Origin of the sequence: Bradyrhizobium sp. NBAIM01 (assembly GCF_020194115.1) — a bacterium.
Taxonomy (GTDB): domain Bacteria; phylum Pseudomonadota; class Alphaproteobacteria; order Rhizobiales; family Xanthobacteraceae; genus Bradyrhizobium; species Bradyrhizobium yuanmingense.
In genome coordinates, this window is sequence record NZ_JADYVU010000006.1 from 255,383 (window position 1) to 270,711 (window position 15,329).

The following is a 15,329-nucleotide window of genomic DNA, read 5'->3' on the forward strand; positions in this document are numbered from 1 at the left end:
CTCTCCCCGCAAGCGGGGCGAGGTGAAGAAAAAGACATCACTGGGGAGAAGACAATGAAGAAGGCCTTCTGGGCTGCGCTGATTGCTGTTCTCGCTGTTGCAGGCGCCGCGCGCGCCGACGATTTTCCCTCGCGTCCCATTACCATCATCGTGCCGTTCGCGGCCGGGGGCCCTTCGGACGCAATGGCGCGGGTGCTCGCCGAGCGTATGCGGGTGCCGCTGGGCCAGCCGGTCGTGGTCGAGAACGTCACCGGAGCAGGCGGCTCGATCGGTGTCGGTCGTGCCGTGCAATCGCCGCCCGACGGCTACACCATCTCGTTCGGCCATCTCGGCACCCATGTCGCCAACGGCGCCGTCTACAAGCTCAAATTCGACCTCGTCGCCGACCTCGAGCCGGTGGTGCTGCTGCCGAGCAACCCGATGATCGTGGTCAGCAAGAATGCGGTGCCCGCGACCTCGCTGAAGGAGCTATTGGACTGGCTGAAGTCGCGGCCATCGCCGCCGACCGCCGGCACGGCCGGCGCGGGCTCCGGCAGCCACATCGCGGGCGTCTATTTCGAGAGCGTCTCCGGCATCAAGCTGCAATACGTGCCGTATCGCGGCACTGCACCGGCATTGAACGATCTCATCGCCGGCCAGATCGACATCATCGTCGACCAGACCTCCAATTCCATCGGCCAGGTCCGCGCCGGCACCATCCGCGCCTACGCCGTCACCGACGACAAACGCCTCGCCTCCGCACCCGAGATCCCGACCGCGGAGGAGGCGGGCCTGAAAGGCTTCAACATGACGCTGTGGTCGGGCATGTGGGTGCCGAAGGGCACACCGAAGGAGATCGTCGCGAAGCTCAACGCCGCGGCCGTGGAGGCGCTGAACGATCCTGCGGTGAGGAAGCAGCTCGAAAGCCAGGGTCTCGAGATGACACCGAAGGATCAGCTCACGCCCGAAGCGCTCGGCACGCGGCAAAAGGCCGAGATCGCGAAATGGTGGCCGATCATCAAGGCGGCCAACATCAAGGTGGATTGAACCGGCGGCGCACTCCTCGCGGCGTCACCGCCGCGTTTGCTGGCGGCGGGGCGCTCACGACGTGGTTTGGTGACCTGGTGCCAGCGCACGGTCCAGGCATTGCATCAGATCCGAGGCGGCGAACGGCTTACCGAGAAAACAGATTGCGCCCGCATCGAGCGCCCGCACACGCACGCCCTCATCCGGGAAAGCTGTGATGAATATGAACGGCGTAGCCGACCCCTGCGCCCGCATCCTCGTCAACAGATCGATTCCGCTCATCAGCGGCATCTGCACGTCGGCGATCACGCACGAGGTGTCGCTCGAATCGGTCGAGCTCAGGAACTCTTCCGCCGAGGCGAATGTGTGGACGTTGTATCCGCGCGATTCCAGGAGATTGTTGATCGCGGCCCGAACGTAGGGGTCGTCGTCAAGCACCGAGATGACCGAAGCCACTGACAAGACGTCCGCTCCTCGCCGGGAATTACGCTTGCCGTCGCCACGGCTAGAACATAAAGGCGCAAGGTGGACCTGCCGGTCACGATTGGAAACTCATACTTAGGTTTGTGCATCGGGCTTGTTCGGGCCGATCCCGAGCGCCTCGCTCATTCTCACCAGATCGGCCAGCGACTTCGCGCCCATCTTCCGCATGATCTGGCCGCGGTAGATCTTGACGGTGATTTCGGCCAATCCGAGCTGGGCGGCGACCTGCTTGTTCATCAGGCCGGACGTCACCAGTGACAATACGTCTCGCTCCCGCGAGGACAGTGACTCGAAGCGTGATCTGACCGTCGAGACCATCCTGTTGAGGTCGCGGCGCTTGCGGTCTCGCTCGATCGCGGCCTGGACTGCGTCGAGAATGTCCTGATCGCGGACCGGCTTGGTCAAGAAGTCGATCGCCCCGCTCTTCATGGCCCGAACCGTCATGGGGATATCGCCATGACCGGTAATGAAGATGATAGGCGTGTGGATATTTGCCTTGGCAAGGTCGGTCTGCAGCTCGAGGCCGCTCGTTCCGGGCAGGCGGATGTCGAGCACCAGGCAGCTCGGGACGTCTGGCGGCTTGGCCTGTAGGAGCTGCGGCGCCGAGCCGAATGCTTCGACCTTGAGACCGACCGACTCGAACAGATTGGTGAGCGCACGGCGCATGGACGCGTCGTCGTCGACGATGAGGACAAGGGGCTGATCGCCGTCCTTCTGCGGCGGCGAAGATTCCGCGCGCTCGGTCACGATGCTTCCTCTCGGTGGAGGGGCAAGGTGATCTGAAAAGTCGCGCCGCGCTCCTGATTTGGTATGGCGGAAAGTCGTCCGCCATGGGCCTCGATGATCGATCGACAGATCGACAGACCCATGCCCATGCCGGAGGACTTCGTGGTGAAGAACGGCGTGAACAGGCGGTCTATCGCCTGTTCGCTGATGCCGGTTCCGCAGTCGGAAACGCTCACCTGCATCGCGCCATCGCCGCTCGCCTGTGAGCGGATCGCCAGCTCGCGCGGGCGATCGTGGACGTCTGCCATGGCCTCGATCCCGTTCATGATCAGGTTGATCAGGACCTGCTGCAATTGGATGCGATCTCCAAAGATCCTCGGCAGTGCCGACGACAGCTCCATGCGGACGGACACGGCGTGGCTGGCCATCTCGCGCTGAACCAGCGCGACGGCCTCCCGCACGACCGCATTGGCGTCGAGCGGAACCATCTCGATGTCAGAACGCTTGGCGAGCGCCCGAACGTGACGGATCACGTCGCCGGCACGCCTGCCGTCCTCGATGATCCACTCGACCGAGCGGCGGGCCGCTTTGAGATCCGGCGGACTGCGCTGCAGCCAGGCGAGGCAGGCGTCGGCGTTTGCGATCACTGCAGCGAGCGGCTGATTGATTTCGTGCGCAATCGAAGCGGTCAGCTCACCCAGTGTCGTGACACGTGTCACATGGGCGAGCTCGGCCTGGGCCTTGCGCAGCGCGTCTTCGGCTTGGTTGGCCCGGATGGCGGCGGTTACGTCCGTGCAAACGCCACGGTAGCCCAGGAAAGTGCCGTCCGCGTCGAAGAAGGGCTTGCCGCTGGTCCGGACGTAGATCGGCTGCCCACTACGGTCTTTGCTGCGGTACACCAAGTCGCGGAACGGGACGTGGGCGTCGAGCGCCGCTCGATGTTGTCGCCATTTTTCGGGCTCGAGAGCGGCGTCGGGCGCAATGTCCCAACGCGTGAGCCCGATCAGGCCGGCGGGGGCGGTGTTGGTATCGGAGTGCTCGGATATCTGGGTGACCCGGTGGTCCGGCCCGGTTTCCCAGAACCAGTCAGACGCAGTTTCGGCATAATCGCGAAAGCGCTGCTCGCTGTCACGAAGCCTGCGTTCTGCCTCCTTGGTCGCCGTGATGTCGGTGACCGATCCGACGAACTCAACGCGACCGTTCGCATCTCGCGTTGCCCGTGCCACCGCTCGGACGTATTTGATGGAACCGTCGGGCATCACCAGCCGGTATTCGTGATCATAGTCCTTGCCCTCGCGCGCCGCCCGGCCCGTCGTCTGCTGCACGGCGAGCCGGTCCTCCGGATGGATCCGCTGGAGCATGAAGGGGATCGCGGGCTTCGTCCCTTCCTCGCATTCGAAGATGCGATAGGTCTCCTTGGACCAGGTGATCTCGCGGGTTGCGGCCTTCCAGCCAAAACTACCAGTGTGGCTCAATTCCTGCGCCTGGGCGAGATAAGCCTCGCTCTGTCGCAGCGCGTTCTCGGCCTCCTTCCGTTCGGTGATGTTCTCGCAGGCGACCAGCACGATCGGCCCGCCATTGGCTCGCAGCATGGCCTTGGCGTTCTCGCGCACCCATAACATCGAGCCGTCCTTGCGAACCTTCCGGATCTCCCAGGTGTGTGACTGATCAAGGGTCTTGAGGCACAACGCGACACAGGCGCGGACAGTGGCGCGATCTTCCGCGAGGAAGACATCCAGCACGGATCGGCCGATCAACTCCGCCGGCGTGTAGCCCAGCTGCTCGGCGCCGAATGTGTTCACGTTGATCACGGTACCGGCCGGATCGACCATGAAGTACATGACCGGCGTGTGCTCGAAGACCTGCTGCCATTGCTTGACCGCCTCGAGCAAGTCGGCGGCATTGGCATCGGTGCGCTGCTTGGCGGGAACAGTTTGCCTCAAGCAGCCGACGAGGAATTGCGCGGCTGACTTTCCGAACGTCGCTGCCCGGCCAGGCTTCATCGCTGACGCTCCCGGCACTCTCTGCGTGAACAGGAGTAGAGCACGTTGCGGCCAGAGGAGCAATTCCAGCCAAAGTCGGGTCGGCCGTCATGACGTTCGCCTTTGGACCGTCCGCTCACCGCCAGGTCCATTGCGGCGCCTCAAGGACACCGTGCCGGCCGAGGTTCACGGTGACCGTGCAGCCGGTGCGTCGTGCGCCGTCTCGTTGAACTCGGGCCGCGTGGGCCCGGGCGAATACGGGACAAACTTAGGTATAGCTCCTCCATGCCTAGTCATGTCGGCCATTTTACCTCCGTACAATTGAGCGTTTCGTGCCCGGCGGACTAGCCTCTCGACCATCGGGAGTGTCGAAGCGAACAGCCGAGAAAAGCGCAAGCAACAGAGGGAGACAGCAATGTGCGATATGTCGGTACTTCCTGAGCGTCGCCCATCGGCGTCCGAAAGTTGCTCCTCAGTCAAGGGCTGTGCGGTGTGCGGCGGCAAGTTTGGCCTGATCCGCTACTATTCCTGGCGCACGGCGCTCTGCTCCAAGAAGTGCGTTGATCGTTTCCGCACGCGAAGCGAACGCGACCGCCGGTGGTTGTTTCGGGCCCAGGTCGCATAAGGCTGGATTGGAGAGTTGATCCGGGAGGCCGTGCGTTGAACCGCTCATGCAAGCTCTTCTGCTGGATCGTTCTCATCGCCCCCATCGCGGCCGGCCAGGCACAGGAGACGGGACACGGTGCCGTTCATCGCAAGCACCCACCCCAGGACCAGGCGCTGCACGAAAAGTTCTATTCCACCTGGCACATGCCTGATAACCCGAGCCTCAGTTGTTGCAACAGCGCCGACTGTTATCCGACCGACATCAAGTACATCGACGGCCAGATCTATGCGCGGCGCCGGGAGGACGGGAGATACATTCTGATCCCACCGCAAAAGGTGGAGCGAAACAGGGATAATCCGGACGGCCGGAACCATCTGTGCGCTCCACCGCCCGCACTGTCTCCGCTCGACAGCGTTTACTGCTTCGCTTTGGGAGGTGCCACATGAGATTCGCTTTCGTGCTGGTCAACGGCCGGACCCCCTTCCGGCAGACCTCGTGCATGCAGTGCTGCGAGCCGATCAGGGGCAGCTATTTGCGCGAGATTGCGACCCGTCTGCCTTACTGCGATCATCAGTGCTACGCGCTGTTCTGCGAGACGCTCGCCAAAGATGGCGTGAGAGCGGCTTCATGAAATTCGTGGTGGTCAATCACGAGCCGCCGTTGCACGCGGCCGCGTGCAGCACATGCTCGCGGTCGCTCCGCTCCGGCTATGTCCGCCATGCGCGGACGCAGCGCCGTTACTGTGACGACGATTGTTACCGGCGCGGCGAATTCTCCACGCTGTTCATGCACTGGCCGGTGCCTGGGCGGACGGAACCAATTGCCGGCAAGGTCGAGCTCGCCGCTGGCAGCATGATCCAGACGTTGACGGTGATGAGTGCCGTCTGGTGCTGGAGCTGCACGATCACCGCCTGGACCTTCGCGAGAGCTTTGACCGGCGCATATTTGGACAGTCGCGACCCGATCACGATGGAAGGAGGTGACACCTAGAGCATGATCCGGAAAAGTGTGAAGCGGTTTTCCGAAACGATCATGCTCAAACAATAACCTAAAGCGCGATGACGATTCATCCTAATCGCATCGCGCTTTAGCTGCGCGGCTGCACGCGCGTAGAAGCCGCAGCACCGTATTCTTGCAGGCGCCGCGTCCAGCCCCGGCGGCGTTGATCAGGGAATGGGTGCTGCGGCCGCCGCTGGCTCCGTTGCGCTGGCCTCGTGCGTCACCACGCGCTGGTCGCTCTTGCCGGCGATCATGCTGCTGCCCTCGAACCTTGCCCGGTAGACCAGCACGTTCTCCATCACGCGCTGGACGTAGTTGCGCGTCTCGGACAGCGGGATGCGCTCGACCCAGTCGACCGGATCGATGTTGGGGTCCCGGGGATCACCGCGCTTCTGCACCCATTCACGCACGCGGCCGCGGCCGGCATTGTATCCGGCGAAGGTCATGATCTGGTTACCGCGATATTCCGAGAACAGCGCGCTGAGCTCGGCGGCGCCCATCTGCGTGTTGTAGACGGGGTCGGAGACCATCCTGTCCCAGTCGTAAGTCAGGCCGAAGCGCTTCGCGGTGTCGCGTCCCGCTTCCGGCGTCACCTGCATCAGCCCGACCGCGTTGGCATGCGACTTGTCGCGCTGCTCGAACGAGCTCTCGGTGCGTGCCACCGAATAGATCACGCTGGTCTCGATCGCCGGTGCGACCTGCTTGTGCTCGGGGATGCCGATGGTCGGGAAGGCGTAATGGTCGAGCGCGAGCCCGCGCGCCAGCGCGGTCTTGCCGACCTCCAGCATCACGCGCGCATCGTTGCGCCGGCCCGCAAGCTCGCCGAGCGCTTCCAGCGCGGCGACGTCGGTGCTCTCTTTGGCGAAATCCTCGGCGTAATAGAACACCATGTCGCGCTCGCCGATGCCGTAGAGCATGTCGGCGGCGCGCACGCGCTCGTCCGCAAGCTGCGCATCGGCCGAGGCCAGCACCGGCGAGGGCGGACGCAGTTCGATGCCGTCGAGGCCGAGCCTGGCGCGGGCGAGCTGGCCGTAATAGGCGGTGTGATAGCGCGCCGCCGCCCGGTAGCTCATGCGCGCGTCGGCCGCCGCGCCCATGGCTTCGGCCGCGCGGCCGCGCCAGTAATGCGCCCGCGACAGCGCGATCGGATTGGACGAGCCAGCGTCGATCGAGGCGAAATGCACCATCGCCGTCTTGGGATCGTCGAGATAGCGTAGCGCGATCCAGCCGCACATGAAGTGATAGTCGACGCGGTAGACCTCCTTTTCCGGCACCGCGGCCGTATGCACCACGTCATAGGCGATCCTGGCCTTGCCCTGATCGAGCAGCTTGCGCGCCAGCATGCGGCGCTCGCGCCACCAGGCATCGGTGTCCTGCGCGGCCATCATGTCGGGCTTGGCAGCGAGGATCACCTCGGCCGCGTCGTCGATGCGGTCGTTCTGAAGATGCCACTGCGCGCGGCACAGCACGTAACCGAGATCGCGTCGCTCCTCGGCCGCGACGTCCTCGAGCAGATCCTTGGCCTTGCTCGCCTTGCCGGTGACGGCGGCGCAGGCCTTCACGATCGCGAGCGCGTCCTCGCCGAGCCGCTTCGCCGCGCGCCGCGCACCTGCATAATCCTTGGCGCCGAGGCGCTTGTCCATGCGCGCGCGGTGATCGTCGGCGGACAGAAGGTCGCCGAACGCCGCATAGGAGTCCTCTTCGCTCCGCTCGGACAGTTCCTCCGCGCGCCAGGTTTCCCGGACCAGCCGCGCAGCCCTGTCGGTCTCACCTTCGGCGAGCAGGACGCGCGCGAGTGCGAACTTGCCCTTGGCGCTGGTCGGGCGATCCATCGTGAACTTGTGCACGATGGCCGCGTCGGCCTTCTCCTGCCACAGCCGTGCCTCGGCACGGCGGCGGAACAGGGCGCTGCTCGGCCAACCGGGATTGGCGGCGAGGAAGGCGGCGTAGCGCTTGAAATTCGCGGTGCTGTCGGGATGGCGCAGCATGAACCAGTCGGCGAGCTTCTGTCCGGCAGGGTCCGTGATGCGGTCGCGCGCAGCGCTCGCGTCTTCGGTCTTGCCCTTGCGCGTCAGGTCGATGGCGTCCTTGAGCGCGGCAAGATCGCCGGTCAGCGGCGGCTTGGCCGCGGGCTCCTCGACCGCCTTCTTCGATTTGCGTTTGGCCTCGGCGTGCTTGCCGTGCCGCGCTTTGCCGGCGGATGCGTGGCGGTGCTTGCCCGCTTTCGCCTCATGCGTCTTCTTCGGTGCGGATGAGTTTTGACTGCTCTTCGCCGCAAGCTCGGTGGGAAGGAGGGCCATCGCGGCCACGGCAACGACACACGCGAGCGAGCGTAGGCACTGGTTCATTGGATGGTCCCCCCTGCGAAAACCACTACAAACCAAGGTCCGCGACATGCGGCTTGCGAATCAAAGTACCGAACGATGCGTCGGCATCGTGTCGCATCCTCAGGCTGTCGCAACAATGCGGCAAAATACGGATTGGAACTGGGGAACTTCCGAGTGACGGAAGAGGCAGTGGCTTTAATCTTTGTTAACGATCTGGACTCGCGCGACGATTGCGCACGGTACAGGACGCCGGAACGGCCAGATTGCGCGTGTTCCCTCGGCGAAATCCGGTGTATGAGTTCCTTCTCTTCATCCTTTCAACCTTTGCCCTGTACCTATGCCGATTTTCAACCAGTCGATCCGGCGCAAGATCGTCGGCATCGCGCTCGGATTGATCGTCCTGATGCTGGTCACCTCGATCCTGTCGATGGTGATGTCCAGCCAGGTCGGCATTTTGCTCGACGAGCTGACCAACCGCTACATCCCGGCCTATAGCCATCTGGCGCGCGCGAACATCCGCTCGCTGGAACGGGCGCTGGCGCAGCGGCGGATGGTGATGACCAGGATGGAGGCGCCGTCGGACGAGGAGGCCTACGCGGCGCGGCTTCGCGACTTCGAGGCCTTGGACCGCAATTTCGAGCGGGAGGCCGAGGCCGCTCGCAAGCTCATCAACGCGATCATCGACGACCCCAGGACGTATTCCGACAACGCCGCGCTGGCACGGCTCGACGTCCGGATCGAAAGCTCCGTCACCGAGCTGCGGCGCGATCTGGACGAGGGCAATGCGAAACTGCTCAAGCAGGTCGACGCCAAGGATATGGCCGCGGCCCGCGGCACGCTGGAACACCTCGACACGCTGCGCGATGCGTTCAACCGGAAGGTCGATGCGATCCGCGCCGACATGCTGGCGCAGGTCTATTTCTCGACGTCTCAGGTGATCGGCCGCCAGCACCAGACCATCATCGTCTCGGGGGTCGTAACCCTGCTCGCGGCGATCGTCGGCTTCGTGTTTGCGCTGCTGGTGAGTAGCGGCATTACGCGACCGGTGCGCCTGCTGCTGGCCGGCGCCCGCGAGGTCGAGGCGGGCCGGTTCGACAAGCCCATCACCGTCTCGACACAGGACGAGATCGGCGAGCTTGCTGCCGCCTTCAACCGCATGATCGAGCAGCTCAGGCACAACGAGCGCATTCGCGAGACCTTCGGCCGTTACATCGACCCGAAGGTGGTGCAGGGCCTGATCGACCGGCCGGAGGTCGCCATCGACGGTGAGCGCCGGGTGATGACCATCTTGTTCTGCGACATGAGCGGCTTCACCTCGATGAGCGAGGGCATGACGCCGCGCGGCCTCGTCAAGGTGATGAACCACTACTTCACCGTGATGTCCGCTCCCATCAGGAACAATCGCGGGATCATCGACAAATATATCGGCGACGCCATCATGTCCTATTGGGGGCCGCCCTTCATCGAGGAGGATGAGCAGGGTCTGCTCGCAGGGCTCGCCGCCGTCGAGATGACCGATCAGGTGCCCGCGCTGCAGAAGCAGCTGCCGGACCTGCTCGGCATCCGCGCCATGCCGGCGCCGTGCGATCTTCGCATCGGCATCGCCACGGGCGAGGTCCTGACCGGCAGTATCGGTTCCGAGCTGATGATGAGCTTCACCGTGATGGGCGATGCCGTGAATCTCGCCTCGCGGCTGGAGGCCGTCAACAAGGTCTACGGCACCCGCATCCTGATCTCGCAGGCGACCGCGGACGGGATCGGATCGCGCCTGGAATTGCGCGAGATCGACCGTCTGGCGGTCGCGGGCCAAAGCGCGCCGCAGGCGATCTTCGAGCTGATGGCGAGACCGGGCGCGCTCAGCGATGCGCAAGTGAGCTTGCGCACGCATTATGCCGATGGTCTCGCCGCCTATCGTGCGCGGCGCTTCGACGAGGCCCGCGCCGCCTTCAACGCGGCGCTCGAGGCGGTCCCCGGCGACGGCCCCTCGCGCACGATGCTCGGCCGCATCGCTCAATTTGCGGCCAATCCGCCGGATCCCGATTGGGACGGCGTCTGGCGGCTGGAGCAGAAATAGCCGTGCTTTGCGGTCGGGCACGCCGCGCCGGAAAAAAAGATGCTACTCCATAACGATGTTCGCCGTGACCTATTTCCCGGGCTTAGGTTGGGTGTCCATGAGGCGTCTGATGGGGACACGCCGATGACACATCTCGAAGACAGGCTGGAACGGTTCGAGACGCTCACCGCCGAATGCGAGCTGATCGCCAAGCTCGCCACCGACAGCAGCAAGCGCGAGTTCTATTTGAAGCTCGGGGAACAGTACCGTCAGCTGGCCGTCGATATCCGGCAGGCGATCGCGACGACGGCTGCGGCCTGAGCCGGCTGAAATCCGTTCTTAACGTTTGGCGCGCATCCTTGGAGCAAGCGAGCATCGCCGGTCGGTGACACTCGTTGGTGGGAAGGCCGGGGTTCGCTGCAATGCAGCGCGCCTCGTGAGTGTGATTTGCCATGTCTGACAGGGCAATCCCATGCGCCTCGTTGCAGTGATCATATTCGCGCTCATGACGGCGGCCTGCGATCAGGAGCAGGACATCACCGGCTCGACGACGCCGGCCTGTCCGTTGCGCAACTACAGCTACAATCCACGCGACATGAACCAGTGCGTCAGCGCCTGCAAAACGTGCGACCGCGGCACGACGGTCACCTGCACGACCTCCTGCACCCTCAAGGGCGCCCGCTGAGCACTTTGCGGATGCGCGGAACCGGTAGGGCCCTCGAGCCAATGCCGGCGGTGCTGGAGCACCGGAACGATTCACATGCATTAATCATTGAAGGAGGCGGCAGGACGCGGAGTCCAATGGAATGGGTATGCTCGATCCCGGTCGATTTCTGGTGTCGTGCTCGCATTGCGATGCCTGGCCGATGGCGGCCAATGTGAAACGGTCGAGCTGGTCGGCGTCGCCGCACGAGGTCCGCTTCGTCTGCACGCGTTGCCGCCGCGAAGAAACGGCGATCGTCTCGGCCTCCGGCGAATTGACCCCCATCAAGCGCGTGGATGCCCCGCCACGCGATGTCGCTGTCGCCTGGGCCCAGGCGCAACGCTCGCGCGGGCGGTCCTGATGTTCGGCGTCGCCGTCTCGTCGGTGTTTCGCTTCTCTGTCAATCTGCCCGCATAGAAATATTCCACTTTACCGAAATTCGGAAATGGCGTATGTATCGCCCATCCCGGCTCAATCTCGAGGGGCGATCATGAGGTCGTCATTGTCGCGAGCCGGGCTTGCGGTGGACGCGGCAGCGTCGTGTACGAGAGCTGAGGGCGGGGCGGATTGCTCTCCGTGAGCCCGAGGCTTCGTACGGACGAGCGGCGCTGTCAGGTTCGTCGCGCCGGCATTTCGATGGCAACGTGCACAACGCCGTCGAACCCTGCGGCGCCAACGGACCGCGCGTACGGCAAAACCGTGTGGTCCTGGCCGTCGTTGCTACGGTCAAGCTCTGGCGAATGCGGCATTGGCGTCAACCGGCGCGGTGCCGGCGACTTTCGCGGGAGCGAGGGAGGCCAGAGGGAACTCGGCTCCCGGGAGAGCGCGGCATAAGCCGTCCGACCATCGCGCAGGGAAGGCCGTGTGTTGGGCTTCACCTGTATGCTGCTGTGCGGTTCTTCCTGCGTGTGCTCTAGCGCAGCGGACCGCGGGTGCCGCCGGCACCCGGCCTTCCCTGCGCCCTCTTGGCTATGAGGGCGGCGAGACCAAGCAAAGCTCGGGCAAAATGCGCTGCGGGGCTGAATACGCACGTCTGCGTCCACACATTCGGTGTCATCGCCCGGCTTGACCGGGCGATCCAGTACTCCGAGACGCCAGTGATTGAATCGAGAGGCCGCGGCGTACTGGATTCCCCGCTCCAGTGCGCGATTGCGTACAAGGCGGGGAATGACAGTGTTACTTGGAGAACGCAGCGTCGCCTCACACTCCGTCATTACGAGCGCAGCAACTTGTCCGCGGAAGCCTTTGGCGAAGGCGGAAGCAATCCAGAATCTTTCCGCGGCGGGAATCTGGATTGCTTCGTCGCAAGGGCTCCTCGCAACGAGGAGGAGAGTGCGAGCGCTAAACTCTCTCGTGCCCCGGACGCAGCGCAGCGTCCCCCCGGCGATGCGAAGCATCGTCCGGTTCGACGATGCGCTGCCGAGCCGGGGCCCATCCATCTGCGCCGTACCATGTCGCCCCTGGGTCCCGGCTCTGCGCCGCAACGCCCCGCGCGTTGCAACTTGTCCGGGACAACGAGCGAACCGCATCGCTTCGCGTGGGGCTGCCGCCGACTCACTTCGGGAATGCCCGCCTGTCGTCCAGAGTGGATGTTCTGTGCCTTCCGAAAGATCTGAGGTTGTGGATCGTCACTTTAGCGAGGTATCTCGTAAGCAAACCCGTGTCTTCCCGGTAACGATTGTGCTGTCTGTGCAACACCCACATCGGATTTAACCCTTATCACCGGCGGTTCGCATCGCCGCCGCTTTTTGGCCACACCCGGACATGAATAAAATCGCTCTAATGTTTTAAGGGCAGTGGCGGTCTTCGAAGGCGACGAGAAAATCCCAAGGTCGATTCAAATCTTGGCTCTGATTTTTCGGGTCTGAAAGGGTTGGCCGGAGAAGCTGGTTGCGATGGGCGCGAAGATCAACAAGCAAAGGCTGCCGAGCCGTCACGTGACGGAAGGCCCTGCGCGCGCGCCGCACCGGTCCTATTTCTACGCCATGGGTCTGACCACCGAGCAGATCCACCAGCCCTTCGTCGGCGTCGCCTCGTGCTGGAACGAAGCTGCTCCCTGCAACATCGCGCTGATGCGTCAGGCGCAGGCGGTGAAGAAAGGCGTCGCGTCCGCCGGCGGCACGCCGCGCGAATTCTGCACCATCACCGTGACCGACGGCATCGCCATGGGCCATGACGGCATGCGCTCCTCGCTGCCGTCGCGCGAATGCATCGCCGATTCGGTCGAGCTGACCGTGCGCGGCCATGCCTATGACGCGCTCGTCGGGCTCGCCGGCTGCGACAAGTCGCTGCCGGGCATGATGATGGCGATGGTCCGCCTCAACGTGCCCTCGATCTTCATCTATGGCGGCTCGATCCTGCCCGGCAATTTCCGCGGGCAGCAGGTCACCGTGCAGGACATGTTCGAGGCGGTCGGCAAGCATTCGGTCGGCGCCATGTCGGACGAGGACCTCGACGAGATCGAGCGCGTCGCCTGTCCCTCGGCCGGCGCCTGCGGCGCGCAGTTCACCGCCAACACCATGGCGACCGTGTCTGAGGCGATCGGCCTCGCGCTGCCTTACTCGGCCGGTGCCCCCGCACCGTATGAAATCCGTGACGCCTTCTGCATGACCGCGGGCGAGAAGGTGATGGACCTGATCGCCCAGAACATCCGGCCGCGCGACATCGTTACCCGCGAGGCGCTGGAGAATGCGGCCGCCGTGGTCGCTGCATCCGGCGGCTCGACCAATGCTGCGCTGCACCTGCCTGCGATCGCGCACGAGGTCGGCATCAAGTTCGACCTGTTCGACGTCGCTGAAATCTTCAAAAAGACACCATATGTCGCGGATTTGAAGCCGGGTGGCCGTTATGTCGCCAAAGACATGTTTGAAGTAGGTGGCATACCGCTTCTGATGAAGACGCTACTCGACAACGGCTTCCTGCACGGTGATTGCCTTACCGTCACGGGCCGCACGATCGCCGAAAACCTCAAGAGCGTGAAATGGAATCCGCACCAGGACGTGGTGCACCCGGCAGACAAGCCCATCACCGTGACAGGCGGTGTGGTCGGCCTGAAGGGCAATTTGGCGCCAGAAGGTGCGATCGTGAAAGTCGCGGGAATGTCCAACCTCAGGTTTACCGGTCCGGCCAGGTGCTTCGACCGTGAGGAGGACGCGTTCGAGGCGGTCCAGAATCGCACCTACCGCGAAGGCGAAGTCATCGTGATCCGCTACGAGGGGCCGAAGGGCGGTCCCGGCATGCGGGAAATGCTCCAGACCACGGCAGCGCTGACCGGCCAGGGCATGGGCGGCAAGATCGCGCTCATCACCGACGGCCGCTTCTCCGGCGCCACCCGCGGCTTCTGCATCGGCCATGTCGGGCCGGAGGCGGCGGTCGGCGGCCCGATCGGGCTGCTCGAGGACGGCGACGTCATCGAGATCGACGCGGTGGCCGGTACTCTTAACGTAAAATTGAGCGACGCCGAGCTCGCCCAGCGCAGAACCAAATGGAGCGCCCGCGCGACTAACCACACGTCGGGTGCGCTCTGGAAATATGCTCAGCAGGTTGGACCGGCGGTCGGGGGGGCAGTGACCCATCCGGGCGGCGCGCACGAGAAACAGTGCTATGCGGACATTTAGGCGTGCCACAGTTGCGTTTGTGTTGGGGGCGGCTGCGCTGGCCGCGCCGGCGTTCGCCTTCGACGGTGCGCCGGTCAACCCGAAGGATGCCACCATCCCGGTCGTGACGACCTTGCCCGGCGCTGCGGGTGCGGTGCGCACCAAGGTTCCGCCGCAGGTCGCGACCCAGGAAACCTCGCTCACCGCCTTGCAATATGCCGCCGAGGGCGGCCACCCCATCGCGCAATGGAAGCTCGGCCGCATGTACGCCAACGGCGACGGCGTCGCCCAGGACGATTTGCGTGCCTTCGAATATTTCAGCCGGATCGCCAACGCGCATGCCGAGGACAGCCCGTCGGCGCCGCAGGCGCAGATCGTGGCCAACGCCTTCGTCGCCCTCGGCCGCTACTATCTGGCCGGCATCCCGAATTCGAAGGTCAAGGCCGACCCGGACCGCGCCCGCGAGATGTTCTCCTATGCCGCATCCTATTTCGGCAACGCGGACGCGCAGTACGACCTCGCCCGTCTGTACCTGAAGACCCCGGACGCCTCGCGCGAGGACTACCGCTATGGCGCGCGCTGGCTTGGCCTCGCGGCGCAGAAGGGCCAGCATCAGGCCCAGGCCTTGCTCGGTCAGATGCTGTTCAACGGCGACCGCCTGCCGCGGCAGGCCGCACGCGGCCTGATGTGGCTGACGCTGGCGCGCGACAGCGCCGGTGCCGACGAGGTCTGGATCAAGGAAAGCTACAACCGCGCCTTCGCCAAGGCCTCCGACGACGACCGCGCCATGGCCCTGCAAATGCTGGAGCAATGGGTGCAGGGGCGTCGGGAGTGATCGGCTGAGGCGG

At 64.4% G+C, this 15,329-nt stretch carries 14 protein-coding genes; 10 read left to right on the forward strand and 4 right to left on the reverse strand.

The genetic code is table 11. The features are described from left to right. Positions 1-54 precede the first annotated feature (54 nt). The gene (locus I6F31_RS21515) at positions 55-1,026 is read left to right on the forward strand and encodes a tripartite tricarboxylate transporter substrate binding protein BugD (RefSeq protein WP_036009837.1); all 972 of its coding nucleotides are present in this window, start codon (positions 55-57) and stop codon (positions 1,024-1,026) included. Between the two features lie 54 nt (positions 1,027-1,080). On the opposite strand, the gene I6F31_RS21520 is transcribed toward I6F31_RS21515, so the two are convergent. From I6F31_RS21520 to I6F31_RS21530, 3 genes are all read right to left on the reverse strand, one after another. Further along, complete coding sequence (locus tag I6F31_RS21520) at positions 1,081-1,467, reverse strand: response regulator (protein WP_036009834.1); 387 nt, start codon at positions 1,465-1,467, stop codon at positions 1,081-1,083. 96 nt (positions 1,468-1,563) lie between these two features. Further along, on the reverse strand, positions 1,564-2,235 hold the full coding sequence (locus tag I6F31_RS21525; RefSeq protein ID WP_036009831.1) for a response regulator transcription factor: 672 nt from the start codon (positions 2,233-2,235) through the stop codon (positions 1,564-1,566). After that, positions 2,232-4,217, reverse strand: a complete 1,986-nt coding sequence (locus I6F31_RS21530) for a PAS domain S-box protein (RefSeq protein ID WP_225186106.1) — start codon at positions 4,215-4,217, stop codon at positions 2,232-2,234. Before I6F31_RS21530 ends, I6F31_RS21525 begins: the two co-directional genes overlap by 4 nt. Before the next feature lie 639 nt (positions 4,218-4,856). Here I6F31_RS21530 and I6F31_RS21535 point away from each other — a divergent pair. Genes I6F31_RS21535 through I6F31_RS21545 form a run of 3 tightly spaced genes read left to right on the forward strand, consistent with a single transcriptional unit; the run spans position 4,857 to position 5,793 of the window. Beyond that, entirely contained in the window at positions 4,857-5,249 is a 393-nt protein-coding gene (locus I6F31_RS21535) for a hypothetical protein (RefSeq protein WP_036031659.1), read from the forward strand. Beyond that, complete coding sequence (locus I6F31_RS21540; RefSeq protein ID WP_225147109.1) at positions 5,246-5,434, forward strand: hypothetical protein; 189 nt, start codon at positions 5,246-5,248, stop codon at positions 5,432-5,434. Before I6F31_RS21535 ends, I6F31_RS21540 begins: the two co-directional genes overlap by 4 nt. Beyond that, positions 5,431-5,793: a hypothetical protein gene (locus I6F31_RS21545; RefSeq protein WP_036044352.1), complete on the forward strand. Its 363-nt coding sequence runs from the start codon at positions 5,431-5,433 to the stop codon at positions 5,791-5,793. Before I6F31_RS21540 ends, I6F31_RS21545 begins: the two co-directional genes overlap by 4 nt. Positions 5,794-5,969: 176 nt before the next feature. Here I6F31_RS21545 and I6F31_RS21550 read toward each other — a convergent pair whose 3' ends face one another. After that, positions 5,970-8,150, reverse strand: coding sequence for a lytic transglycosylase domain-containing protein (locus I6F31_RS21550; protein ID WP_225147108.1), 2,181 nt, complete (start codon positions 8,148-8,150; stop codon positions 5,970-5,972). Positions 8,151-8,466: 316 nt separating this feature from the next. On the opposite strand from I6F31_RS21550, the gene I6F31_RS21555 reads away from it, so the two are divergent. The 6 genes from I6F31_RS21555 to I6F31_RS21580 all read left to right on the forward strand — a co-directional run bounded on the left by I6F31_RS21555 (position 8,467) and on the right by I6F31_RS21580 (position 15,316). After that, entirely contained in the window at positions 8,467-10,203 is a 1,737-nt protein-coding gene (locus I6F31_RS21555) for an adenylate/guanylate cyclase domain-containing protein (protein ID WP_225147107.1), read from the forward strand. A 123-nt stretch (positions 10,204-10,326) separates the two neighbouring features. Next, positions 10,327-10,503 carry a hypothetical protein gene (locus tag I6F31_RS21560; RefSeq protein WP_167361664.1) on the forward strand — a complete coding sequence of 59 codons (177 nt, stop codon included), beginning with the start codon at positions 10,327-10,329 and terminating at the stop codon, positions 10,501-10,503. Positions 10,504-10,654: 151 nt separating this feature from the next. Further along, positions 10,655-10,867, forward strand: coding sequence for a hypothetical protein (locus tag I6F31_RS21565; protein WP_036044357.1), 213 nt, complete (start codon positions 10,655-10,657; stop codon positions 10,865-10,867). 121 nt (positions 10,868-10,988) lie between these two features. Further along, complete coding sequence (locus I6F31_RS21570; RefSeq protein WP_036009816.1) at positions 10,989-11,246, forward strand: hypothetical protein; 258 nt, start codon at positions 10,989-10,991, stop codon at positions 11,244-11,246. 1,534 nt (positions 11,247-12,780) lie between these two features. Beyond that, positions 12,781-14,502, forward strand: a complete 1,722-nt coding sequence (gene ilvD / locus I6F31_RS21575; RefSeq protein ID WP_225147106.1) for a dihydroxy-acid dehydratase — start codon at positions 12,781-12,783, stop codon at positions 14,500-14,502. After that, positions 14,489-15,316 carry a tetratricopeptide repeat protein gene (locus tag I6F31_RS21580; protein WP_225112491.1) on the forward strand — a complete coding sequence of 276 codons (828 nt, stop codon included), beginning with the start codon at positions 14,489-14,491 and terminating at the stop codon, positions 15,314-15,316. The genes ilvD and I6F31_RS21580 overlap by 14 nt, the downstream gene beginning before the upstream one ends. Positions 15,317-15,329 lie beyond the last annotated feature (13 nt).

Bases quoted from the DNA above. Each gene is read 5' to 3' on its own strand.
- I6F31_RS21515 (WP_036009837.1), top strand. From the start codon at position 55: ATGAAGAAGGCCTTCTGGGCTGCGCTGATTGCTGTTCTCGCTGTTGCA.
- I6F31_RS21530 (WP_225186106.1), bottom strand. From the start codon at position 4,217: ATGAAGCCTGGCCGGGCAGCGACGTTCGGAAAGTCAGCCGCGCAATTC.
- I6F31_RS21540 (WP_225147109.1), top strand. From the start codon at position 5,246: ATGAGATTCGCTTTCGTGCTGGTCAACGGCCGGACCCCCTTCCGGCAG.
- I6F31_RS21545 (WP_036044352.1), top strand. From the start codon at position 5,431: ATGAAATTCGTGGTGGTCAATCACGAGCCGCCGTTGCACGCGGCCGCG.
- I6F31_RS21550 (WP_225147108.1), bottom strand. From the start codon at position 8,150: ATGAACCAGTGCCTACGCTCGCTCGCGTGTGTCGTTGCCGTGGCCGCG.
- I6F31_RS21555 (WP_225147107.1), top strand. From the start codon at position 8,467: ATGCCGATTTTCAACCAGTCGATCCGGCGCAAGATCGTCGGCATCGCG.
- I6F31_RS21560 (WP_167361664.1), top strand. From the start codon at position 10,327: ATGACACATCTCGAAGACAGGCTGGAACGGTTCGAGACGCTCACCGCC.
- I6F31_RS21565 (WP_036044357.1), top strand. From the start codon at position 10,655: ATGCGCCTCGTTGCAGTGATCATATTCGCGCTCATGACGGCGGCCTGC.
- I6F31_RS21570 (WP_036009816.1), top strand. From the start codon at position 10,989: ATGGGTATGCTCGATCCCGGTCGATTTCTGGTGTCGTGCTCGCATTGC.
- ilvD (WP_225147106.1), top strand. From the start codon at position 12,781: ATGGGCGCGAAGATCAACAAGCAAAGGCTGCCGAGCCGTCACGTGACG.
- I6F31_RS21580 (WP_225112491.1), top strand. From the start codon at position 14,489: ATGCGGACATTTAGGCGTGCCACAGTTGCGTTTGTGTTGGGGGCGGCT.